General features: G+C 41.3%; 15 protein-coding genes and 4 tRNA genes. 9 read left to right on the forward strand and 10 right to left on the reverse strand.

The features are described 5' to 3' along the window. Positions 1-475: 475 nt before the first annotated feature. From IF202_RS14205 to IF202_RS14220, 4 genes are all read right to left on the reverse strand, one after another. A tRNA-Met gene (locus tag IF202_RS14205) sits at positions 476-552 on the reverse strand. Between the two features lie 86 nt (positions 553-638). Beyond that, positions 639-715 (reverse strand) — tRNA-Met (locus IF202_RS14210). Between the two features lie 86 nt (positions 716-801). Next, a tRNA-Met gene (locus tag IF202_RS14215) sits at positions 802-878 on the reverse strand. A gap of 86 nt (positions 879-964) precedes the next feature. After that, positions 965-1,041, reverse strand: a tRNA-Met gene (locus IF202_RS14220). A gap of 200 nt (positions 1,042-1,241) precedes the next feature. Here IF202_RS14220 and msrA point away from each other — a divergent pair. After that, positions 1,242-1,901, forward strand: a complete 660-nt coding sequence (gene msrA / locus IF202_RS14225; RefSeq protein WP_191595563.1) for a peptide-methionine (S)-S-oxide reductase MsrA — start codon at positions 1,242-1,244, stop codon at positions 1,899-1,901. 101 nt (positions 1,902-2,002) lie between these two features. Here msrA and IF202_RS14230 read toward each other — a convergent pair whose 3' ends face one another. Beyond that, positions 2,003-9,925 (reverse strand): retention module-containing protein, encoded by a 7,923-nt coding sequence (locus IF202_RS14230; protein WP_191595564.1) that lies wholly within the window; start codon positions 9,923-9,925, stop codon positions 2,003-2,005. Positions 9,926-10,324: 399 nt separating this feature from the next. Between IF202_RS14230 and IF202_RS14235 the strand changes: the two genes are divergently transcribed. From IF202_RS14235 to arsJ, 5 genes are all read left to right on the forward strand, one after another. Next, complete coding sequence (locus IF202_RS14235; protein WP_191595565.1) at positions 10,325-11,815, forward strand: SulP family inorganic anion transporter; 1,491 nt, start codon at positions 10,325-10,327, stop codon at positions 11,813-11,815. Positions 11,816-11,878: 63 nt separating this feature from the next. Continuing rightward, positions 11,879-12,730, forward strand: coding sequence for a universal stress protein (locus tag IF202_RS14240; RefSeq protein WP_191595566.1), 852 nt, complete (start codon positions 11,879-11,881; stop codon positions 12,728-12,730). Between the two features lie 218 nt (positions 12,731-12,948). Further along, positions 12,949-13,293 carry a metalloregulator ArsR/SmtB family transcription factor gene (locus IF202_RS14245; protein ID WP_191595567.1) on the forward strand — a complete coding sequence of 115 codons (345 nt, stop codon included), beginning with the start codon at positions 12,949-12,951 and terminating at the stop codon, positions 13,291-13,293. A gap of 83 nt (positions 13,294-13,376) precedes the next feature. Beyond that, positions 13,377-14,384 carry an ArsJ-associated glyceraldehyde-3-phosphate dehydrogenase gene (locus IF202_RS14250; protein WP_191595568.1) on the forward strand — a complete coding sequence of 336 codons (1,008 nt, stop codon included), beginning with the start codon at positions 13,377-13,379 and terminating at the stop codon, positions 14,382-14,384. Between the two features lie 80 nt (positions 14,385-14,464). Further along, complete coding sequence (arsJ, locus tag IF202_RS14255; RefSeq protein ID WP_191595569.1) at positions 14,465-15,697, forward strand: organoarsenical effux MFS transporter ArsJ; 1,233 nt, start codon at positions 14,465-14,467, stop codon at positions 15,695-15,697. Positions 15,698-15,785: 88 nt separating this feature from the next. Here arsJ and IF202_RS14260 read toward each other — a convergent pair whose 3' ends face one another. The 3 genes from IF202_RS14260 to IF202_RS14270 all read right to left on the reverse strand — a co-directional run bounded on the left by IF202_RS14260 (position 15,786) and on the right by IF202_RS14270 (position 19,827). Then, entirely contained in the window at positions 15,786-18,215 is a 2,430-nt protein-coding gene (locus tag IF202_RS14260) for a retention module-containing protein (RefSeq protein ID WP_191595570.1), read from the reverse strand. Between the two features lie 212 nt (positions 18,216-18,427). Further along, entirely contained in the window at positions 18,428-18,886 is a 459-nt protein-coding gene (locus IF202_RS14265; protein ID WP_191595571.1) for an NfeD family protein, read from the reverse strand. 2 nt (positions 18,887-18,888) lie between these two features. Then, on the reverse strand, positions 18,889-19,827 hold the full coding sequence (locus tag IF202_RS14270) for an SPFH domain-containing protein (protein WP_191595572.1): 939 nt from the start codon (positions 19,825-19,827) through the stop codon (positions 18,889-18,891). Positions 19,828-20,004: 177 nt separating this feature from the next. On the opposite strand from IF202_RS14270, the gene IF202_RS14275 reads away from it, so the two are divergent. Then, positions 20,005-20,829 carry an AraC family transcriptional regulator gene (locus tag IF202_RS14275; protein WP_191595573.1) on the forward strand — a complete coding sequence of 275 codons (825 nt, stop codon included), beginning with the start codon at positions 20,005-20,007 and terminating at the stop codon, positions 20,827-20,829. Between the two features lie 69 nt (positions 20,830-20,898). Here IF202_RS14275 and IF202_RS14280 read toward each other — a convergent pair whose 3' ends face one another. Together IF202_RS14280 and IF202_RS14285 are read right to left on the reverse strand one after the other, a co-directional pair. Beyond that, a complete protein-coding gene (locus IF202_RS14280) occupies positions 20,899-21,942 on the reverse strand; it encodes a threonine aldolase family protein (protein WP_191595574.1) in 1,044 nt (347 codons plus the stop codon). 132 nt (positions 21,943-22,074) lie between these two features. Further along, on the reverse strand, positions 22,075-23,250 hold the full coding sequence (locus IF202_RS14285; protein WP_191595575.1) for a GNAT family N-acetyltransferase/peptidase C39 family protein: 1,176 nt from the start codon (positions 23,248-23,250) through the stop codon (positions 22,075-22,077). A gap of 284 nt (positions 23,251-23,534) precedes the next feature. On the opposite strand from IF202_RS14285, the gene IF202_RS14290 reads away from it, so the two are divergent. Beyond that, positions 23,535-25,010, forward strand: coding sequence for a RimK family protein (locus tag IF202_RS14290; RefSeq protein ID WP_191595576.1), 1,476 nt, complete (start codon positions 23,535-23,537; stop codon positions 25,008-25,010). Positions 25,011-25,323: 313 nt separating this feature from the next. Further along, positions 25,324-26,034 carry a FadR/GntR family transcriptional regulator gene (locus IF202_RS14295; RefSeq protein WP_191595577.1) on the forward strand — a complete coding sequence of 237 codons (711 nt, stop codon included), beginning with the start codon at positions 25,324-25,326 and terminating at the stop codon, positions 26,032-26,034. Positions 26,035-26,297: the final 263 nt, after the last annotated feature.

Genomic DNA, 26,297 nt, shown 5'->3' on the forward strand with positions numbered 1-26,297 from the left:
CTCTGTTTTCAATCATTCAAAAGACTTAAAGTATTTCCTCCCTGATCAGGCGTATAAAACATTACTTACGCTTGATAATCATCGAAATTTAAATAGTTTCTTATACTATCTAATTCACTCAAATCACTGATAATTAAAGAGTCAAATATCAATTAATGAATAACTTTATTGAAAAACTCTAACGTAACTAAGTACTACCTCAAGTAACCATCAGTTAAAAATTCCAGCCTTAAAATACATTAAGATGACTATCGTGTTCTTTTTTTGGAGTCACAATATAATCACAAATTTACCGAATGGATATTTTTTTAAATATGCATTGATATTTCAAAAGTAAAAATGAGTAATTGAAATTGAGAGGTTTTGATAAAAAATTTGATTCGAGGGTTTTTATTATCTATGGCAGGAGTATTGAAATTAAATTAGTTAGGGAGTACTTATCATATTTAAGAGTGAACCTACGAATTTACTGAAGTGGTTGCGGGAGCAGGATTCGAACCTACGACCTTCGGGTTATGAGCCCGACGAGCTACCAGACTGCTCCATCCCGCGACAAGTTAAACTATTGATATAGTTTACTTTTTAGTGATATTTTCTGAATATTTTTATGATCAAATCTATTTTCTAATAGATATAAATGGTTGCGGGAGCAGGATTCGAACCTACGACCTTCGGGTTATGAGCCCGACGAGCTACCAGACTGCTCCATCCCGCGACAGATTAAACTATTGATATAGTTTACTTTTTAGTGATATTTTCTGAATATTTTTATGATCAAATCTATTTTCTAATAGATATAAATGGTTGCGGGAGCAGGATTCGAACCTACGACCTTCGGGTTATGAGCCCGACGAGCTACCAGACTGCTCCATCCCGCGACAGATTAAACTATTGATATAGTTTACTTTTTAGTGATATTTTCTGAATATTTTTATGATCAAATCTATTTTCTAATAGATTTAAATGGTTGCGGGAGCAGGATTCGAACCTACGACCTTCGGGTTATGAGCCCGACGAGCTACCAGACTGCTCCATCCCGCGACAACGAGGTGCGTATTATAGGTAGATTAAACAAGGAGTCAAGGCAACTTAGAGATTTACATCAGATAAGTTTGAAAAACATTTTTCTTGCATATTTATCCTCTATATTTATAAAAATTTTAAACCACTTGAATCCACTTTTATCACAAGGTAAAAAGTGTTATCCAATTATTTTGATATAAATGCTAGGAACCCAACACATGACAGATAAAATCCAAGATATTTTGAAAAAATCTATAATCCCCGAAAAAACGCAGGCCCTTGCCGGTAGAAGTACTCCGTTAAAAATCTCAGGTAGAAGCGCTATAAATAACGAGCCTTTTATCCGTAACGTAAACGCAAACGAAGCCGAAATCATTATTGGCATGGGCTGTTTCTGGGGTGCAGAACGAAAACTGTGGAATACACCAGGAGTTGTAGTAACTTCCGTTGGCTACGCTGGTGGCTACACCCCCAACCCAACTTATGAAGAAACTTGCTCTGGACAAACAGGGCACAGTGAAGTCGTCCAAGTGGTATTCGATACTTCTATTATTTCGTTAGAAGGTGTTTTAAAGGTGTTTTGGGAAAATCATGACCCAACACAAGGAATGAAACAAGGCAACGACGTAGGGAGCCAATACCGCTCTGTTATCTATACAAAAAACGATCAAGACCTTGCTGTAGCAGAAGCCAGTAAAGCAGCTTTTCAGAAAGAACTTATTGCCGCTGGACACGGTATGATCACAACAGAAATCGAGCCGCTTGATGTATATTACTTCGCAGAGGAGTATCACCAACAATATTTACACAAGAATCCAAATGGTTATTGTGGTTTAAATGGCACAGGTGTGAGTTGCCCTATTGGCTTTGCTCGTTAAGAAGATAAGCTACTTTAAACAACGTTATTAACAACAGATTCAAGAAATGAAAAAGCCGAATTGAAAATTCCAATTCGGCTTTTTATTGGCTCATGCAATGATTAGCCGTCTATATTAATACTGTACTCCTGCTCGTTGTAGATAACAGTTACAGTTGAACCACTATCTAATGTAGAGTCGGAGCCAAATGTCGCAACATCATGATCAGCGCCGTTTTCATCCTTCACTGTTAAGCTACCAGATCCATCATCATTCGAATCCAATGTAAGGTTTGCATTAAGATAAGCGGTAACAGCATCCACATCATCTAAGTCAATATTATCACCCGATAATAAGTCACTGACATCAAGAGCATCATCGTTAACATTAAAATCAGTAATAGTATCAATGCTACCAATAGATGGATCCTGAAGAATAAACAAATCACAGCCATCACCACCAGTGAGTGTGTCCTGACCTTGACCTCCTAATAGAATGTCGTTTCCGTCTCCACCCAATAAGGTGTCATCGCCATCCTCACCACGAAGAATGTCGTTTCCGGCGCCACCTTCAATATAATCTTGACCAGAGCCGCCGTCTAATAAATCGTCTCCTTCATTGCCGTATAGATTGTCGTCTCCGTCACCACCTTCTAACCAATCGCTTCCTTCTCCACCAAATAGGTCATCTTGACTATTATTACCAACAAGATGGTCATCTCCGCCATTACCATAAATGGTATCGTCGTTACTTGTTCCTATAACGTGAGAACCAGTTTCGCCATCGTTCCAGTACTTATCATTTTGATCAACAGAATCAGTTGAAGTATCTTCAATGCCTGTATTAGATTCAAACCATGTAATATTATCGTCCAAGTTTGCTGCCATTTCTTCAAACTTGGTTGATTCGTCATCACTGCTATTCGAATCATCCGTTGTATTTGAATAGGTGTAAGAAGTTTGTGTTAGAACAATATTATCATTGCTATCTAAAGAACTAACCACCGCATCAAAGTCATTATCAACATCTAGATCAGATTTAGCGACATCAACGGTCCAAGATCCTTCTGACGTCACAACCGTGGTATAGGTAGTTCCGTTAATTTCCAGCGTTACTGTATTGCCTTCAGATATATAACCACCCGTTGCAGTACCAGTAACAGTATAAAGATCATTTGAATTGAGTGTAGATTCAGTATTTGCCGTACCATTAGCAAATACTGTCAATACTGTCGCATCTGTTGTTAATTCACCTTCATCAACATCATAAACAACACCATCACTAAACATGATGTATTCAAAGTCTTCTATATATTCAGTGCGAATACTATCGACGTCATTGATATAGTCATCATAAGAATACGATGCTAAATACAAATAATCTGTTCCAGATGAGCCTCCATCGACGGTGTCGCTAATGGTTCCACCGATAGAAAGGTAATCATCCCCTTCATCCATGTGAATTTCGCCACTAACATTACCTCCCACAGTAACAGTATCGTTCCCTTCATCTGTTTCTAATGAATTAGTGCTACTGAAATTACCACCAATAATGACAGTGTCATGACCAGCTCCCATATCAATTTCAGCATTTCCACTAATGTCATCACCAACGGTAATTGTATCGTCACCATCTCCCATATCGATGAAAGTATTTCCTTTAATATCATCTTCAACAGTGATCGTATCGTTACCTGAATCCATATCAATATAAGTAGAGCCTTCGATATCTGACGTACCTGTACTTACAGTAATGCTGTCATCACCACTACCAAATCCATCTTCACTATCAAACGTTCCACTACTGATATCGCTCGTTGTACTGTAATCATAACTGTCATCAACAGAACCTAAAGTGACACTTTCAACGGTTACAGTGCCTAGTGTGCTTGCATCTGGATAAACATTAATAATTAAAGTGTTCTCAACAGAGTCACCATCTGTATCCACAACTGTATAAGTGTATGTCAGTACTTCAGTACTACTAATTGAATTAAGAAGCGAGTCACTTGGCGTAAAGCTGTAAGTTCCATCTGTGTTGATCACCAAGGTGCCATTATTATCAGTCGTATCACTAGCAACAACATAAGCAAAACCATCGTCACCACCATCAACGGTTAACATACCCGTTAATATATTATCATCAGAACTTGTTGTCTCACTTGATTCAACATGAGCAACCACAGAGAAAGTAGCGGTTTCATTTTCGGCAGTAGAAACAGTTGTCACCACTTCTCCATCCACTAAGAAACCATCTAAGTACACAGTATAAGTAACACCATCTACTTCCACTGTTGCGCTTGTTGTTTCAAGGGTTAATGAATCATCTGAATTCGAGCTTGAATTATCTGTTTCATCGACAACAAGTGAAGAAGATAGATTCACTGTCACTTCTTCACCCGCAATAACCAAAGTCACATCAACATTGAAATCTGTTTCTTCTAAGTTATCGCTTACTTCTTTATTGTCATAAGTAGAAGTCGTAGCATCATTCGTATGAGAAATACTAGCGATAACGACAGAGTCTCCAAAGCCTAAGTCTGAAGCCGCATCACCTTCACTGGCTGTTATAGAGCTTTCTCCGGCGTCATACTTGTTATTTTTACCTCCATTACCCCACGAAACAACTTCATCATACACATCATCATCATTATTTTCTTCATCGGAACGACCTCTCCAACCTCCTTCATCAAACTCAGAATTCGAGAAGCCTGATGCAATACTAGAAATTGCGAAAGTACTAACTGCGGCAACAAGTTGAAGCGTTGATGTGGTTGTTACTGACACCGGTGTATTATTGACAGCCAATGCGGTAACACTCGATTCTTCTGAAGTATTTCCTGCAGCATCCGTAATCGTCGCAGTAACAGTCTCTTCTGGAGATATCTCGACGTTTACTTCACCTGCTGTAATTTCCGCTTCAGTTAAAGTATGTGTCTCACCATTGATGGTCAAGGTATCCCTTGTCGCATTAAAGTCGTCTGGTAGAGTGATCGTCGCTGTTACCGTACCGTCGGTTCCAAGCTCTTCCGCGTTGTAAACGCCATCTTCGCTGGTATCTGCTGCCTCCAAACTGATCATCGGCGCATCAGCTGAAGTATCAACCGTATGAGTTGAGGTAGCGGAAGAAGTAACTGCATTGCCTACTTCATCGCTTGAAGTAACAACCGCATCGAATTCTGTGTCTGCAGCTAAATCAGAACCTGCGACTTCCACACTCCAACTACCATCAGTACTTACTGTTGTTGTGTATTTCGTTCCGTTGACTTCGACCGTTACGGTATCGCCTTTCACTATGTCGCCGCCAGATGCTGAACCCGTTACTGTGATTGTGCTTTCTGCTTCTGCTGCGTTAATCACGTCATCCAATGTGATTACATCTATAGAAATGGTACCTGCGTCTGCTGACGTATCTTTATCAATGACTTCTGGATATGAAGAGCCTGAGTTTCCGTACCCATCAGTTACATTAACAACAACGCTCAATTCGCCATCCGATAAAGTTGACACATCAGCATTAACTTTAAAGTCGCCATTATCATCTACACTGACATTTTCACCACTGATAGTAATGGCTCCACCGTTACTATCAGTAATTGTAATAGACGTTACATCACCACCTACTTCAACAAATCCACTAACTACTAAATTATCCATCTCATCGAAGTTAATGATTGAGTCACCACTTTCTTCAGATAAAGACACCGCAACATCAGCAAACATATCTACTTTATAAATTTCAGTGCTTTGGGCAGAAAAAGCATTACCAGCTTCATCTTCACCAGAAACGGTAACAACTATTTCAGGACTTGCCATAGTAGTGCTAGCTAAATCAGAACCTAATACATCGACAGAATATAAAAACTCTCCGTTTTCGTTAGTTTCTTCAGAAACAACACCTTCACCAATAAGAACACCATCAAGTGTTACACTAATCGTATCGCCAGGTTGAGCATCATTACCGACATAACCAGTAATGGCAACCAAATTGCCTTCCTCTGACTCTTCGGAGTTAATGACTTTGTCGGAAGTAATTCGGTCGATGTCAATTCGCCCTTCGGCTGAGGTATCAACTGTATGAGTTGAAGACCCTACTGATTCAACCGTGTTTCCAGCTGCATCGCTTGACTCTACAACGACGTCTAACGTTGTATCTGCCGCTAAATCAGAACCTGCTACTTCAACAGACCAATTACCATCCGCACCCACTATTGCTATATAAGTTTTATCGTTGATCTCTAGAGTCACGATATCGTCTTTCGCTATGTCGCCACCAATTGCTGAGCCAGTTACTGTAATTGTGCTGTCAGCTTCTGCTGCATTGATCACGTCATCCGGTGTAATCGCATCTACAGAGACTATACCCGCAGCTGCTTCTAGATCCGATTCTGCAGCCTTTTCCGTCACAGAATCTGATTCATTTCCTCGTTCATCAGACAAAGTCGCTGTAACTTCTGCACCTGGAGAGACCTCAACTGTTACACCATTTTCAATATTGTCTGCAGTTAAAGTAACGGTAACTTCTGTTACCACATTACCTTCCGTCACGCTGTACACCAAAGTGTCACCAACTTCTGATCCAGCTACCGAAATTGTCGCTGTAATAGTGTTCGCAGCACCCTCTGCAACTTCCTCCGCATTGTAGACATCATCATCACCTGTACTTTCAAATGTAATCTCTGGGATGCCAATTGAATCATCATTTACAACAACAACTGTTATCTCTTCTGAAGTAGAACTTGATGTCTCACCTTCAGTTGCGGTTGCTACAACGGTTAATACATATGTCGTTGTCGCATCAATATCAATGGTCGTTAATGTTAAGTTGTCTAAGTTCCAACTAGTAACATCTGCCACAGTTGAATATTCACTAGAGGTAAACGTATTAGTACCATCAGTAAGAGTAAAGCCAACCGGAATATCTTGAACTTCAACAGCTAATGTCTCAGAACCATCTTGATCCGTTGAAGCGGCATTAATAGTAAAGGATACATCTCCACCTTCTAGTGTCGACAAAGTTTCCACACCAGATGTGATGACATTTTCGAAGCTCAATGAGTTCAGAAGGAAATCATTATCAGTAGAGTTAGTTACTGATGAATCGTACTCTGCGCTAAATACAATCGTATCAAACGCAACGAGATTACCATCTTCGTCAGTAAAACTAATTGTTCCCGCATCATCTACTGTGTCAGTGCCGTTAGAAAAAGTACCTATAGATACAATATTTCCGTCCGAATAAAGAGTGTAAGTTGCTGTTTCTGCAGAACTCAACCATGCAAAGGAAGCATCGACAGATGTAACCGCATCATCAAAGGTAATAACAATTGCTTCACTCTGATCTGCATCAGAACCTATTTCTGAAACAGTGTCTGATCCATTAGTCGTTGCAGCATCGACGCCAATACCATCATGACTAGTACCGGTCACTGTAGTAAGTGCTCCAATTACATTATCGTCTGATCCGATTTCTACAAAATTACTATACCCAGTCAGCGTATAGCCGTTACCAGAACTAACTTGGCTATCACCAACTTCACCATAACTATCAACATTAATAGTCACCGTCTCAGTCACATTTAAAGTAGGTGTATCGGCTACCGCATCAACAGTAATATCTAATGTAGACGTTGTACCAGTATTCGTTGTGTAGGTTATTTGAGGAACAGTACCACTCCAATCATCAGTTGGTGTGAAGGTATAACTACCGTCTGAACCTAAAACGATTGTACCAACCGTCGCTGTTGATGTTGTTTCATTACCATCACTATCGATTACAGTAATAGCTTCAGTAACAATAACGGCATCGACAGAACCGTCTTCGTTCTCAGTAATAGTATAAGTTGTATCGTCACCATCAATCGTGAAGCTACTCACTGTTAAAGTATTATCAGCATCACTGTCATTCGCTAAAACATTACCGCTAACAGCTGTATCTTCAAGAGTACTACTAGAGTCAGCAATAACAGACACCAACGCTGTCGCTGTCGCTTCAGTCGATGTGTTGCCCGCTACGTCTGTAATCGTCGCCGTAATCGTCGCTTCTGGTTCGATTTCGACCGTAATGCCGCTGCTAATCAACGCGTCTGTTAAGACCACACTTACGGCGTCTGCATCATCCACTTGGTACGTCACTGTGTCGCCAGCAACCGCATCCGCTGGGATACTGATCGTTGCCGTCACGGTGCCATCTGTTCCAAGCTCCGCTGCGTTGTAAACGCCATCATTATTTGTATCACCTGCGATCGCTATCGTTGGTGCCAACGTCGCCGTTGTGTCTGCATCATCTGCTGTCGCTGTCGCTTCAGTCGATGTGTTGCCCGCTACGTCTGTAATCGTCGCCGTAATCGTCGCTTCTGGTTCGATTTCGACCGTAATGCCGCTGCTAATCAACGCGTCTGTTAAGACCACACTTACGGCGTCTGCATCATCCACTTGGTACGTCACTGTGTCGCCAGCAACCGCATCCGCTGGGATACTGATCGTTGCCGTCACGGTGCCATCTGTTCCAAGCTCCGCTGCGTTGTAAACGCCATCATTATTTGTATCACCTGCGATCGCTATCGTTGGTGCAGAAGCCGTTACATCAACCGTATGAGTAGATGTCGTACTTGCAGTGAAGGAATTACCAGCAGAATCTTCACCTGTAACAGTAACCGTAAAAGAGGCATCTGCAGCAAGGTCACTACCTTTAACAGCGACACTCCATAAATTGCTTGCCACAACTGCTGTATAAATAACACCATTAATCGTCATTGATACGATGTCACCATTAGCAACATCAAATCCGACACTCCCAGAAACAGTCACTGTGCCTTCGCTTTCTTCAGCATTAATAATGTCATCGTCTGTAATGCTGTTAACTCTTATGACAGCTCTAGCCGTCGTATCTACAAAGTAGCTTTCTGTTGTATTAGCATCACCTTCTTGGCCAATATTATTAACAACAGATACGCTGCCATCTATCTCGGAGTTTGCATCAGCCTCTAGATCTGAACCCGCAACATCAACAGACCAAACTCCATCAGAGCCAACTGTGGTCGTATAAGTAACGTCATTAATAACAAGCGTCACAATCCCACTTTCAAAGTCATCACCTGTTACTGTACCTGTAATTGTAATCGTATTGCCTGCTTCTGAAGCGTTTATAGTAGCGTCGTCAGTTACTTGGTCGATATCCAAATTAATTAGAAGTGGAGTTTGATCAATGGTATGCGTTGAAGTTGAAGCACTTTCAACAGTATTTCCATCGCTATTAGAAGAGAACACAACAACATCAAATTCCGTATCCGCAGCTAAATCAGTACCAGTTACACCAATAGACCAAGAGCCATCAGAACCGACACTTGTTACATACCTAGTACCATTAACAACCAAGGAGACCAAATCACCTGACGAAATGTCACCGCCTGTTGCTGAACCAGATACAGTTACTGTACCTTTTGCTTCGGCTGCATCAATGATGTCATCCGATGTAATGGAATTTATAGTGACAGTACCTGCAACGGCATCAGCTACATTTGTTGATGTACTGCTAACGATATAATCATCGCCTTCAGAGTCGTCTTGTGTATCTGTATCAAATCCATACCCTGGTAAAGTTTCAAAACCTGAATCCACACCAGCCACACCTGCTGTTCGAGCAACAGATACGCCAACAGTATCTTCATCTTCCAGAACTTCACCCGCTGCAGGCGCTTCTTGGGTAAGAGTAGGGTCATCACCAGCAAGTATTGCTGCCTGCAACGCTTCAATATCCGCAACCGAATCTGCCACAAGGTCTTCTGCATCACCTGCGTTATAAATTTCATCAGTTATTTCAACAATGGCGTCACCACCGATAACAACTTCTGTGTTATCAACAAAAGTAATAGTTACACTAGAACCGCTTCCTGTAAGGACAGTTTCTCCAAAATATATAGAGTCACCAATACTGATGATTCGATCCTGTCCATCAACAGACTGAACTACTACTGAGCCAGTTAATTTAGTGACAACACCAATAGGTGTACCTGATATTGAAGAAGTTGTTTGGCTGTCGCTCATGGTGAATCTCCTGGACTCTAAATAAGGCGTAATAATCTAATAATTACTAATAGAATAGGGATTTAAAAGCAAAGTATCTATTGTACCTTGGTACAGTCGTTGTATTTATTTATTGTTTTTTAATAATTTCCTTATCTAGCTAGGCTTTCAGCCCCTTATCATTGCTATACATCACTCAAATCTTTATAATTTTTGCCACTTCGACTCTGAACTCAGCGCTCACAGGTTTTTTGTTTTTTTATAATCTGTTTCGATAGCCTATTTCAAAGTCTATTCCAGACTCTCTCATCAAACCTGTATGAGAATGTCACGCATTTGCCATACTCTGGCGCAATAATCTCAAGCTTCTTGTAATAAAAAGCGACAGCTTATTTTTCTTATGAATTCAGAAGGTAATAAATGATCGATTCGATAAAACGAGATTGGTTCTCGAACATAAAAGGCGACTCTCTCGCCGGCACAGTTGTTGCGCTTGCTTTAATACCTGAAGCAATTGCCTTTTCTATTATTGCGGGCGTAGATCCGAAAGTAGGCTTATACGCGTCTTTTTGTATCGCTGTTATCATCTCGTTTGTTGGTGGTCGTCCAGGCATGATCTCCGCAGCAACTGGCGCAATGGCTTTATTAATGGTGACATTGGTAAAAGACCATGGTTTGGAATATCTACTGGCTGCCAGTCTATTAACCGGTGTCATTCAGATTTTTGCGGGATATTTGAAACTTGGTTCCTTAATGCGATTTGTCTCCCGATCGGTTGTCACTGGATTTGTAAACGCTTTGGCCATTCTGATATTCATGGCTCAGTTGCCAGAATTAACCGACGTCACTTGGCATGTTTACGCAATGACAGCCGCTGGTTTAGGCATTATTTACCTTTTTCCTTTACTTCCTGTAATTGGTAAAGCACTGCCTTCACCATTAGTTTGTATTGTTGTACTGACTGTTTTCGCCATGACTTACGGATTAGACATTCGCACAGTTGCAGATATGGGTGAGCTTCCAGATACACTACCTATCTTCCTATGGCCTGATGTTCCATTAACACTAGAAACATTGATGATTATTTTGCCTTACTCAATTGGCCTTGCCACTGTAGGTCTTCTAGAATCAATGATGACAGCCACCATAGTGGATGAATTCACCGACACAACCAGTGATAAAAACCGTGAGTGTAAAGGTCAAGGTATCGCTAACATAGGTTCAAGTTTACTTGGCGGTATGGCTGGTTGTGCCATGATTGGACAATCTGTTATCAACGTAAAATCCGGTGGGCGTGGTCGTTTATCCACTTTTATTGCCGGCTTCCTTCTATTGATTATGGTGGTCTTCCTTGATGACCTGATTGGTCAGATCCCAATGGCGGCATTAGTGGCTGTAATGATCATGGTATCTATTGGTACTTTCTCTTGGGAATCCATCATTAACCTGAAGAAACACCCGCTATCAACTAACATTGTTATGTTGGCAACGGTTTCTATCGTTGTCGCAACACACAACCTTGCACTGGGTGTGTTTGTTGGCGTGTTATTGGCGGCATTGTTCTTTGCTAACAAGATTGGCCGTTTCATGGTGGTCACGAACAACGCAACAGAAAATACAGGTCACCGTACTTATAAAGTAATCGGACAAGTCTTTTTTGCGTCGTCAGATCAATTTAATGCGTCTTTTGATTTTAAAGAAGCGGTTGAAAAGGTTACGATCGATTTATCAGATGCACACTTCTGGGACATCACATCCGTATCCGCTTTGGATAAAGTAGTGATCAAATTCCGTCGTGAAGGTGCTGAAGTAGACGTTGTAGGATTGAATGAAGCCAGCGCGACGGTTGTCGACAAGTTTGGCGTTCATAACAACCCAGAAGAAGTTGAAAAAGTGATGGGCGGTCATTAATCGTCAACGACCATAAATCACCTTCTCCTTCTTTTTTAAAATAATGAGATAGGGAGTACAGCAATGACAAACATAATAGCTTGTATCGATGGTTCTGTTTTATCAGAAAGCGTCACCACAGCATCTGTGTGGGCTGCCAAACAAATGGCTTGCCCTCTGACATTGCTGCACTCTTTAGAGGAAGAAGTCACCCGAACGGATGAGGATCTATCCGGTTCCATCGGTTTCGGGAGTCGAGAACACTTACTCGACGAGCTTGTTTCGCTGGACGCCCAACGAGCAAAGTTGGCACTGGAACACGGTAAATTAGTGCTTGAGAACGCCAAAGCATTTGCACTAAAAGCTGGAGCCAAACAGATAGAATTGCTACAGCGTCACGGCGATCTTATTGAAACACTTGCAGACCTTGAAGAAGAAACTCGTCTTATTGTGATCGGACGACTTGGTAGTAACCACGCCATGGACGCCCATACCATTGGATCACACATAGAACGTGTTGCTCGTGCCTCGCACAAACCCATTTTGATTAGTGTCGATAAATTCAAAGCACCAACAAACTTCATGATTGCTTACGATGGTCGTGAAGCCGCCGACAACGCCATTGCTCGCATTGCACAGAGCCCACTTTTGCTAGGCTTACCTTGTCATTTGGTCATGGCGGGAGATGACACAAAAGAAAGACGCGCTAAATTGGAAGAGGCGCAAAACATCCTCGAAGAAGAAGGGTTTGAAGTCACCTCGGTTATTCAGCCGGGTAAAATCTACCCTGTGCTCACTCAGTATCGCAAAGACCATAATATCGAATTGATGGCGATGGGAGCTTATGCTCACTCAAAAGTTCGTCAGTTCTTTGTTGGTAGCAACACCACAAAAATGATCATCGAAAGCGACATCCCACTTTTGATTCTTCGTTAGTTAACGCCTGACTTAAAACAGAAATACCACCATCTAAAAAGGCGAGCTCTTCGGATCTCGTCTTTTTTATTGGGTTCACCGACCTCAAACATTCACACAACATACGCAAAACACATTGAATCATTCAATATATATGAAAAAACAAATATATGACTTTCCATATATAAAAACCTAATATAGAATCCAAACAACATAAAATGCATTAAATGGCGACCAACATGGATCCAACTTTCTTTTTTAAAGCACTGGCAGACGATACACGCTTACGCTGTCTTCTACTGATTACACAAGCAGAAGAGTTGTGCGTTTGCGAACTCATGGCCGCGCTAAATGAATCTCAACCTAAAATATCGCGTCACCTCGCTCAATTACGTAAAAGCGGCCTACTCAGCGACAGACGCCAAGGCCAATGGGTATTTTACAAACTTCACGCCGAGCTGCCGGAATGGGCGCAACATATTTTAAAAACAACACTGAATAACCAAACACAGTGGTTACAAGAGAATCTCAATCAACTAGAAAACATGGGCAGCCGACCAGAACGACTCACAGTCTGCTGCTAATGCTGTTTTTATAACAAACAAACAAACAAACAAAGTTTTATCGATAAAACCTAATTTGCAAAATCACAACACGGAGACAAGCAATGACGATCAAAGTAGGAATCAATGGGTTTGGCCGCATGGGCAGACTTTCTTTTCGTGCCGCTTTTGATTGGGACGACGTAGAATTTGTCCAAATCAATGATGCTGCTGGTGACGCCGCAACCCTTGCTCACCTTGTTAATTTTGACTCTGTACACGGTCGCTGGAATCACAATGCCACCAGCGATGGCGAGACTATCTTAATTAACGGTCACGAAATCAAATGCACGAAAAATCGGGACATCGCTTCAACCAACTGGTCCCAATGTGACGTGGTCATTGAAGCCACTGGTGCAATGAAAACCAAAGCATTGCTACAAGCGTATCTTGACCAAGGCGTAAAACGCGTCGTGGTGACCGCTCCGGTAAAAGAAGACGGCGTGCTAAACTTGGTTATGGGTGTCAATGATAAAGACTACGATCCAAGCCAACACCAAATCATCACTGCTGCTTCTTGTACCACCAACTGTCTCGCCCCCGTGGTGAAAGTACTGCACGAATCCATTGGCATCAAACACGGTTCCATGACCACCATTCATGACATAACCAATACACAAACCATTATCGATTCGCCCCACAAAGACTTACGTCGCGCCCGTGCTTGCGGCAGCAGCTTAATCCCAACAACGACAGGTTCTGCGACCGCCATTACGCACATTTTCCCAGAATTAAAAGGCAAGCTAAACGGCCATGCGGTTCGTATTCCATTAACCAACGCGTCACTGACCGATTGCGTTTTTGAGATGAACCGCGCCACCACAGAAGCAGAAATCAACCAATTACTTAAAACCGCCAGCGAAGGCGAATTAAAAGATATCCTTGGCTACGAAGAACGCCCATTGGTTTCTATCGATTACAAAACCGACCCTCGGTCTAGCATCATCGATGCGCCAAGCACCATGGTCATCAATGGCACACAAGTGAAGCTGTATGTTTGGTATGACAACGAATGGGGTTACGCCAATCGCACCGCAGAACTGATGCGTAAAGTGGGTCGTTTAGATAAATAAGCTCAGATAACAAATAATTTAAAAACGGTCGTAAGACCGTTTCTTTCATTCGCCACAACATCAAAGCAGAAGACGAGACTATGCTTTCACAACTTTCTCAAAGTGTTCGCCAATATTTGATCGTCACAGGTAACTATTGGTGTTTTACCCTTACCGATGGTGCATTGCGCATGTTGGTTGTTTTGTATTTCTACGAATTAGGCTACGGCGCCTTAGACATAGCCCTACTTTTCGTTTTCTATGAAGCCTTTGGCGTGGTAACAAACTTGTTTGGCGGTTGGCTGGGTGCAAGATGGGGACTCAACCGAACGATGAACATCGGACTCGGTATGCAAATTGCTGCGCTCGGAATGCTCTTAGTACCTGACTCTTGGTTAACTGTTATTTGGGTTATGGCTGCGCAAGCTTTGTCTGGCATTGCCAAAGACCTCAATAAAATGAGCGCTAAAAGCTCCATCAAAGTTTTAGTGCCAAAAGGCGAAAGCGGACAACTGTACCAATGGATCGCCTTGCTTACAGGTTCGAAGAACGCTCTAAAAGGCATCGGATTCTTTCTTGGCGGTTTACTGTTAACCACCGTTGGCTTCCATCAAGCGATTCTGATTATGACGCTGACTCTTGGCTTGGTATGGGCGTTTAGTCTTTGGCAATTAAAAGAAGACCTTGGTAAGTCAAAAAGCAAACCGAAATTCGCTGAAATCTTCTCGAAAAGCAGAGAAATTAATATTCTCTCTGCGGCTCGCATGTTTCTTTTCGGCGCGCGTGATGTGTGGTTTGTGGTCGCTCTGCCCGTTTATCTAAGCAGTCAATTTGGTTGGGATCATTGGACGGTTGGAGGCTTCCTCGCACTCTGGGTAATTGGCTACGGCATAATCCAAAGTCTTGCTCCGCATATAACAGGCAAACGCAGTAAACAGATTCCCAGCGCCAAGATCATCACCTTGTGGGCACTCGCATTAACCGTCTTGCCAGCAGGCATCGCAATCGGTTTGCAGTTATCTTTTTATCCGCAAATAACCCTATTGGGCGGACTTATTGTGTTTGGCGCTGTTTTCGCGGTGAACTCTTCACTGCACAGTTACCTCATCGTTCAATTCGCCAGTAAAGAAGGCGTTTCCATGGACGTAGGGTTTTACTATATGGCCAACGCTATGGGGCGACTGATAGGAACTTTGTTATCAGGGTGGATTTACCAAGAATATGGATTGATCAGTTGTTTATGGGTGTCATTTGGATTCTTATTACTCACCAGCGTCATTTCACTTTGGCTGCCTAAGCAAAAATTGATTACTCAATCAGATGCAATCTCTTAAACAAAATATTTTCAATTAAATCAATACATAAAAAAGCCGAACTGAATCTTCACTCTGTGCGGCTTTTTTATGTGTTTTATAAGCAAACTTAACCATCTATATTAATACTGTACTCTTGATCATTGAAAATCACTTTAATGTAATCTGAACTATTCACTACACCACTACCGTCGGAATCAAAATATGAATCAACACCAAAGGTGGCGACTTCATCACCATCTACTTTTACACTCTGGTCTGTCACTTTAATATTTGCAGACAAAAACTCTTCAATAGCCAACATATCAGCACCCGTTCCTGGGTTATCAACTAAACCAGTCAGTAGAGCTGTGAGGTCCAACTTATCTTCTTGAGCGTTGAAATCTGCAATCACATCAAGAGAGCCAGTGTCTTGCAATATAAATATATCATCACCCATACCACCTGTTAGCGTATCAATATATCCATCATCACTACCTAACATTCCACCAATCAATACATCATCACCAGAACCGCCATTTAACGTATCAGAACCACTATTTCCAATAAGAATATCATCACCACCATAGCCATCGATTGTATCTACAGTATTATCTTCATCACCTCTCAAATCATCATCATTTGCAGTGCCACTTAATGGGCCTTGAGTATTATTTATTACTGCAATTTTAGCGTCAGTTGAATCAATATCATTAAGATAAGACACATCATCTGAATCTTTCGTTAAAACCACTGCTGACGAAGTACCTGAAACACCGTAATTATCAACGATACTAAGAACTACTCTCAATGAACCATCTGCGAGCGTCGAAACATCAACACTTTTCTCAAAAGATGACCAGCCTCCAGAGCTATCAAGGACAAAACCATTTGCAATCGTTAGAACCTTGCCATTTTTATCTGTTATAGAAATAGAAGTAACCGAGCCCCCTTCTTCTAACCATCCCCCCACCGTTACATTTTTTTCTTCATTTACATTAATAATACTATCTGAATCAGTGACATAAAGATCCACCACTACACTACCAGAAGAATCTACAGAATAGACCTCTGTGCTTTCTGTAGAAAATGCATTACCTACTTCATCCTCCCCCGTAACTGTGACTGTTATGTACGGAGCCACTGCAGTTGTAGCCGCAAGATCAGAACCTAAAACAGCAACTGTATATAAATATTTACCATCAGAGTTTTGAGTAGTAGATACGGTTCCTTGACCAATTTGAACACCATTTAAAGTAACGGTAATAGCATCTCCAGGGCGAGCGTCATTACCTACGTAACCAGTAATATCAACCGTTTTTCCAACTGCAGATTCGCTGGTGCCTATCACTGAATCACCAGTGATTTTGTAAACATCGATTTGACCAAACGCTTTTGTATCTACCGTGTGAGTTGATGTCCCAATACTAGATACTGTATTACCAGCCACATCACCTGAGCTGACTATTGCATCGAATACTGAATCAGAGGTCAAATCAGAACCCGCAACATCAACCGACCATTTACCAAGAGAATCAACAGTTGTTGTATAGGTCACATTATTAATAACCAAGATAACAACATCATCTTCACTAATATCACCGCCTATCGCAGTGCCAGTTACCGTGATCGTACTAGTGCTTTCCGCTAGATTAATGACATCGTCTGCAGTGATACTATTAATAACAACTGTACCTGCATCAGCTATTATATCCGCTTCAAGTGCAGTTGCGATTATTTCTGTCGATGTGTTTCCTGCGTCATCGGTAATTTGAGCTGTTATAGTTTCTTCGGGATCAATTTCAACAGTCACGACACCTGCTGCAATCTCAGCTGCAGACAAAATATAAATCACACCATTAATTTTCAATGCCTCAGTCGTTGCATCAAAGCTACTTGGTAAACTGATAATTGCCGTTACTGTGCCATCAGTTCCAAGCTCCGCTGCATTATAAATATTGTCATTATTTGTATCGCCAGAAATCGTAATTGTTGGAGCGTTAACAACGACAACATCATTTACTGATATTGAATTTATCGATATTGAATTGGTACTCCCAGTACTCTCATCTAGAGATATCGTTTCTAAGTCCTCCGATAATTCACCGCTAGTATCATAACCATAACTAGGTAAAGCATCTGCATTGTTACGTAAAACAGATACATCAACTCGATGTTGGGCCTCAACCAATGCTTCACCAGAAGCCGGAGCGTCCTGGATAGACGTAGGATCGGCACCTTCTAAAATTGCCTGTTGTAATGTATCAATATCAGCAACTGAACTTTCTCCTGACTCCTCAGCCTCACCAGTACCGACAATCTCCTTTTCCATCTCGACAGAGGAATAAGGGCCAATAACCACATATGTATCGTCGATAAAAGAAATGGTGACACTGCCATCACTTCGAGTTACAACCGTCTCACCAAAAAAAATAGGGTCTCCGAGCTTAATAAGCCTATCTTGACCATCAATGGATTGAACTACAGCAGAACCACTTAATTTGGTGACATAACCAATTGGATCGCCTAGCGTAGCAAATGATATTGAACTGTCGCTCATGGTTATATTTCCTAAATAGAATTCCGCCTAGACGGAGGATATGCCTGATTAACAATAAGATATGGCAATTCAGAGGATGTCTCAATTGTACCTTGGTACAGTTGTACAGATAGTTACAATAAAAAATGCCAAATATCCTTAAGATATTTGGCATTTAATGTTCTAGACAGTAATTTACATGAACTTTATTTTTTCAGTAAATTTACTCTGAGCTAATTAACTACAGCCTTAATATGAAAGGCGCCAACCTCAGCCTCAATCACTTCAACTCGTGTTCCAATCTCTATAGGTACAACACTGATTAAAGACCAATCCACGCCAGAGTAGTGATACTTTGGAGACTCAGTTAATGACACTGTATCTTTCAGAATAAATTGATGACCAACCAGATCACCTTGTGCTTTTTTCGGACTGACATCAGATTGCATACGCTTTAAAGGACGCCACAATATAACAGCAAAGATAAGTGTCAAGATACCAGTACTGAACATCGCGCCTAAACCACTATTTGGCAGGATACCTACATACAGAAAAGCACCTGTTAACATAGCGGCTAAGCCAACAAAAAATAAAACAAAAGTAGAAAAGCCTAATACAGCCACTTCGATGACCAATAGAATCAAGCCAATAATAAATAAGCTTTCGGCCAGGTTATTGGTAAAGAAATCCATACTTAGCTTCCTTTTGTCATGGTTTGTATAATCGTCATTGCCTGTGCAACCACAGACGCTGCATCCGTAGAACCATCAGGCAATAAAACCACAGAAGACTCTTTCGCAATCGCTCGTTTTGCGTCAATAGCTTTAGACGCTAGATCTAACTGAATAGCTTTTTGACCTTCATCCGTTGCTGCTGCTTCACCGACTTGACGTAAAGCTTCAGCCTGAGCAGATGCAACGGCTACAATCGCTTTAGCTTCACCTTCAGCACGTAATACTTGCTCTTCTTTATCCGCTTCTGCCGCTAGTACAACAGAGGCTTTTTTACCTTCCGCGCGGTTAATTGCCGCTTGTCGATCACCTTCTGATTCCAAAATCTGCGCACGTTTTACACGCTCAGCCTTCATTTGAGCTTCCATCGCTTCCATTACAGATTGTGGTGGAATGATGTCTTTAATTTCATAACGTAATACTTGAATACCCCAAGGGCCGGCAGCTTCATTAATCGCTGCAACGATATTAGTATTCAACACATCACGCTCTTCAAACGTTTTATCCAATTCCATTTTACCTAACTCAGAACGCATGGTTGTTTGCGCTAGCTGTGTCACAGCAAATACGTAATTATCTACGCCGTAAGTCGCTTTATAAGGATCAAGCACACGGAAATACAAAACACCGTCTACATGTAAAGAAATATTGTCTTTAGTAATAGCGCTCTGCTCAGGTACATCGACGGCTTGTTCTTTCAAAGAACGATCAGCAGAAATACGATCTATAAAAGGAAAGATAAAATTCAAACCCGCTTCTTTTGTCGATTGATACTTGCCAAAACGCTCGATTACATATGCCTGATTTTGAGGCACAAATTTAATCGAATTTTTTAGTAATACAACCACTAATACAAGTACTAAAACTTGCACGTTCAACACATAATGAAGTAACTCTTCCATAAACCTAACCTTTACTTATTCAAGACAACATCAAGCTTGCATACTGTTCAAAATGACTGCACAAAAATACAAGCGGAGCGACAAAATTGTCGCTACTATAGTAGGCTCTTTTCACGCTCAAAAGTCACCCAAAAAACAACCATTAATTGAAAATCCTTAAGAATAGAGAATCACAACATGACGATAAGCGATACTTTTAATTATCAACATATTGATGAGTTACCAGGATTAACAATAGGCGAAGCGACTTCAGCTCAATTCTCGTTTCAACCTCACTTTCATTTGGACTATCACATTGGCCTAGTTACTAAAGGCGTTTTACACCAAACATGGAGAGGCGAAAAACATAGCCTGACTCTTGGAGATATCTGTTTTATACCACCAGATGTCGTTCATAATGGCAGCGAACAAGGGAAAGACAAATATCACCTAACTACATTTCGTATTACACCTAACCGTCTAAAAATCTTCTTTTTCGATAGCCAATATAATGATTTTCAAAATCAATTAGCTCCTAATGCCATCAACAATCCATTACTTGCTAAAAGCCTTTTACAACTAAAAGATTCTTTCCAATCAGAAAAGCACGACCTACATCAAGAAACTCTTTTGACTGCTAGCATGGCGGAGCTTTTGCGCATTCTTAATAAAAAACCAACGAGAGGAGAAGATCACGAATTAGGAAAACAAGAGTTCATTAAAATTAGGGATTATTGCGAAGCAAATATACAAAATAAAATAACCTTAGACGAATTAGCAATCTTAAGTGGTTTAACTCGGTTCCAATTTATTCGACGCTTCCAAAAACAAATTGGCCTAGCACCACATGCTTGGTTAATGCGTTTAAGGCTAGAAAAAGCCTGCTTTAGCCTTGCCTCTTCAAACGCGATGATTGCCGATATAGCCACCGATAATGGATTTTATGATCAAAGCCATTTTAATCGCATGTTCAAAATGGCTTATCAAATAGCACCATCCCAATATCGTCTGCATACAGCTTAAATAAAAAAACGCTCATCAAGAGCGTTTTTTTTCTACAGACATACATCAAACCTTTAGCCTAAAATAACTCTAGACATTTTTTTCAGCAAAGTTCCGTGCACTTTCAATAAAAGCCTCGACGCCTTCTTTTGGTGTACGGAAAGACGTTACCAAACGAATCACACCTTCCGCCCAACGTCCGGTATAAAAGGCATAACCTCCCGCCAAAAGATGCTCAATCATGGGTGTTGGCAAGGTACAAAACAACATGTTCGCCTGAGCGGGGGTATTGATTGTTACGCCTGGAACTGTTTTTAAACCGTCCTGTAATAGCGCCATCATGCTATTAGCATGCTCAGCATTTATACGCCATAATTCATCCGTTAAATAGGCTATCATTTGTGATGCCAACAAACGCATTTTAGAATGTAAATGGCCGCCGCGTTTACGTAGAAAACCTAAGTCTTTTGCCAAAGACTTATTGAATACAACAATCGCTTCCGCGGCCATCACGCCGTTTTTAGTTGCACCGAAAGACAAAATATCAACGCCTGCTTTCCACGTCATTTCTGCTGGTGTACAACCTAACGAAACCAAAGCATTCGCAAAGCGTGCCCCATCCATATGAACAGGTAAATTCATCGACTTTGCTACATCAGTAATCGCTCGAATTTCACCTAGGCTATAAAGGCTACCAACCTCCGTTACTTGCGAAATACTCACGGCAGACGGTTGGCAAGAATGCACGTCGCCCAATTTTTGATGGATGCTATGTTTAAGTGCAATAGGGTCAATCTTCGCATCCGCACCTTCTATTCCAATCAAACGCGCTCCGTTTGTATAAAATTCAGGCGCGGAGCTTTCATCATTTAACAAGTGACTTTCAGAATGACAAAGCACACTACCCCATGGCGGTGTCATCGCACTTAAACTCAACACGTTTGCTGCCGTACCAGTAGAAACAAGAAACACATCTACGTCACATTCAAAAAGCTCAGCAAACATACTGGTTACTTGAGCTGTGTAATCATCATTTCCGTATGGCATGGTATCGCCCTGATTCGCTGCGATAATCGCTGCCATTACAGAATCTGACGCACCTGCAATATTGTCACTGGTAAAAGCCACTTTCATTAATCCATCCTCTGTTTGTTTGTTCTTCCTATTGTGTCAGGACTGTAAGCTTGACGCTTGTACTTTTGTGCAAAAAAGTGGCAAAAAAAACGTCAATAAAAATTGCCGTCTATAATCAAAGAATGAATGAACCTAAGCCCTCAACACGACCGTTGCTTGCAAACGGCTTTGACCAAAACGGGACATCTTCTCGAACTCATCCCGTGCAATTGGCACATACTGGCAATCCAATGGATTTTGCGTGTCGTCTTTGGCTTCATAGTCTGGATCATGAACCAAAATACAATGCTCATCATAGCCTGACACCACAACCCAGTGAGGCGCTTTTTTACCATCCATTCGAAAGGTACTGATTAAAATAATCGCCAACGCACCGGAATCAAAAGCGCGAATCAATTGCTCTAATGGCATAACAGAATAATGCACTGCTATCTTTAATACTTCACACTGTTCAGTAAAACTTTCATGTACACGCATGATCACTTCTTTCTTCAATTCATCACGCACACTACCAACAAACAACGGCCCATTTTCACTTAGCCAAACTTGAGCTGACAAGCCGCGTTTTTGTGCTGCCAACGCCAATCCCATCGGATGGCAACCGCCATGGCCCGATGTCATAAAAATCGTTGTGGCTTCGCGCCAAATTTCCAACTCATCATTGGGTGTGGCTTGATACTCAGGATGCAACGCCGACAACACCATTTGCAGTGACGCAGGCCCACACGTAAAAGGTGTTCCTTGTGCCAACCAAGGCAAAGGTCGAGCTGTTTGTTCGCTACTCACATGACGCAACGGTTTTTGCATACGAATCGCGTCGGTTTGATCTTCGTAATACGCATCGTAATGACCAAACTCGCGGTACCCCATTACTTGATATAAAGCGATGGCGTTTTTATTTACGTCACTGACTTCTAAACGCAATAAGTTCTTACCCTTTTTAATGGCTTTTTGTTCGCAAGCTTGGATCAAGGCTTTACCAATCCCCAAACCACGCGCCTGTGGCGACACAGCAAGAGAATACAAACGTGCCAACCTTGTGCCTTGTCGAAGATGCAATAAAGCGTAACCAAGCAAACTTTTCCCTTCTCCAGCCGCCACCAACAAAGACGACCCTGCACTGCTAATCGCCCGACGAAAACTACGACGACTCAAACGATCGCCAGAGAATGCGTTTTCTTCCAACGCCAACAGAGCGTTTAAATCCTCTATTGTCGCAGAGCGAACATTCACCAGAGTGGAAGCCGTTATTGTGTTATGGGTCGTGCTGCTTGCTGTGTTATTGGTCGTGCTGTTTGCTGTTGTCATTAGATCGCCTCAGAAAAGGGCAAAGAGTCGTTCCGTTAAAACATGGAATAAGTCGGAAAAGAACGACAGAAATTTTCGCGCATTCTAGGACCAAACTCCATAAAAAGATAGCTTATTATTTAATCAAAAAAATATTTATTTTTTACGCTGAAATCGATTGTTAAAACATAAAAACAAGCGCAATATCCGCTCAAATTTAAGGCGTATAAAAACGCTGAAACGCCCTTCAAAAAGGCAACATAAGCAAATCAAATAGATTCTATTAAGAAGGAAAAGTAAAGCCAATGTCACAGACGTACATTGTTGTTGATCAGGCCAAAGATTGGTCCGCGTTTTTACCCAGTGATCGAGTGATCACATTTACACAGTACCTAAACTTGGCGACCAAAAGCCAAGGACGAACACGCATTATCAACTTATGTAAAAGCAACAAATATCTGTCTGATGGATATTACTGTTCTCTGTTGGCAGAAAGCCGTGGTCATCACGTTATACCTTCTGTTCGTGTCTTAAACGACATCAGCAAAAAAACACTGTACGAAATGCAAGTCGCGCAATTACTGCCTGCTCTTGGGCAAAAGCTGGGTACGCCAGAAACACCAACTGAACTGAGTTTCTATTGTGTGTTTGGCAAAAGTACGCAACCAGAGATGAAAGAATTCGCACGTAAAATGTTCGAAGCCTTCGCTTGCCCAGTGTTAGAAGTGAAATTGAAATTCCGTAAAACGTGGCAAGTGAGTGATTTGCAAATTACTTCCCACAAAAATTTAAACGACGAAGAAGAAACCTTATTCGCAGAATCATTAGAAGCTTTCAGTACCAAGGTATGGAACAAAAGCCGTGCTTTGCGTACTGCGAAATTTGACTTAGCTATGCTGGTGAACCCAGATGAAGACATGCCGCCAAGCGACTCACAAGCGTTGAAAAAATTCGTACACGCAGGCAAACAGCTTGGCATCCAAGTCGACATGATTGGGCCAAAAGACATCATGCGCTTGCCAGAATACGATGGTCTTTTCATTCGTGAAACCACTAATATCGACCACCACACTTACCGTTTCGCGAAAAAAGCCGAAGCTGCAGGTTTGGTCGTCATGGACGATCCCCAATCCATTATGCGTTGTACCAACAAGGTGTACTTGGCGGATTTGTTTAACACTCATAAAGTGCCATGCCCAAAAACGCGCATCGTACACAAGGGTGAAAAAGACGTAGAAGAAGCATTAGAAGCCGTCATCAACTACCCAATGGTAGTGAAAATCCCTGACGGCGCGTTTTCAAAAGGCGTAATCAAAGCGGAAAACCGAGCGGCGCTGACAGAAAGCCTAAATACCCTATTCAAAAAATCGTCTTTGTTATTGGTACAAGAATACCTGTACACAGAATTCGACTGGCGTATCGGCATTTTAAACAACAAGCCGATCTTTGCTTGTCGTTATTACATGGTGAAAAACCACTGGCAGATTTACCAACACAGCGAAACCAAAAGCCAAAGTGGCGGCTTTGATACCTTGCCAACATTTGAGGTTCCTCGACGCGTTTTACAAGCGGCAATCGCGTCAACTAAACCGATTGGCGATGGTTTATATGGGGTTGATGTAAAAGAAATTAATGGCCGTGGTTACGTTATCGAAGTAAACGACAACCCAAGCATCGACCGAGGCGTAGAAGACAAATACCTAGGCGACGAGCTCTACATGCACATCATGTCTGAATTCTTGCGTCGCATGCAATTGAAGCGTAGTAACACGCCAAGCTAATCCATATTAGCTCTAAAAAAGTAAAAAGGCGCCCTATAAAACTGACCGCCTTTTTACTACCTTACACTGCAAAAAATTCGTTATATAATATAAAAAAACATCTCCTCAATTTTACAAACATAAGAACTAAATTAACCTCTGTAGGCTATTGTTAATAAAATAAAACTTATAATGTTTTTTTTGTATTACAATTGATAAAACTAAAATAAAAAAAGTGCTATTGAGTGTGTTAAAATTTGACATCGATCCTTACGAATGGAGTTAAAGGTCGACTTAAAACTCGCTCTATATGCCTAAAAAAAACAAGGACACCATGACTAATAATTTCTCTAGTATCTCGACCTCGTCAAGAAGTCTACACGTACAAGTTGCTCGAAGTATTGCCCGTCGAATTTTATCAGGCGAGTTAGCTCAAGGGTCTCTTGTTCCAAATGAAATGACACTTTGCGAGCAATTCGGTGTCAGCCGTACAGCACTGCGTGAAGCTATTAAACTACTCACCTCTAAAGGCTTATTGGAATCTCGCCCTAAAATTGGTACTAAAGTAGTTCATCGTGCATATTGGAATTTTTTAGACGCCCAAATTATTGAATGGATGGACGGTTTAAGTGACCCTGAAGTTTTTTGTAGTCAATTTTTAGGCCTTAGACGTGCTGTAGAACCAGAAGCCTGCGCACTAGCAGCAATCCATGCGACACCAGAACAACGTCAAGAACTCTCTGAAATTTTTCAAGAAATGGTAAAAGTTACCGAAAATTTCAATCAAGCTAAGTGGACAGAAGTTGATATGAGCTTCCATCAAGTTATTTTCAACTCAACTAATAATGACTTCTACTTACCTTTTGGCAATATTCTAACCACCATGTTTAAAACCTTCATAATGCACTCTTCTAAAGAAGGTGATGTTTGCTTAAATGAACACCGTTTAATTTATGAGGCAATTATGGCAGGCGACAGTGCTAAAGCTAAAGCAGTATCTCTTGATCATTTACAATCCGCTAAGCATCACCTACCAGAGACATAATTACCTTAGTTGTAGTCAGAACATGTTTTAATTTGACTAATTTAAAAAGCATCAAATAAAGTAGTTTATTTGATGCTTTTTTCTATGTAAAAAACTGCAACATTCAATACCTAATCAAAGCACTCACTTCAATATAAACCTTTCATAGATACAAATAACTCGACTCTCTTTTTAGAATCAACACTCATTTAGTTTATTGCAGATGTAAAAAAGCCCTGACTACTTACGTAATCAGGGCTCTCTAAAATAAATCTTGATGACGA

This window comes from Marinomonas colpomeniae, assembly GCF_014803385.1.
In the GTDB taxonomy this organism is placed as follows: Bacteria; Pseudomonadota; Gammaproteobacteria; order Pseudomonadales; family Marinomonadaceae; genus Marinomonas; species Marinomonas colpomeniae.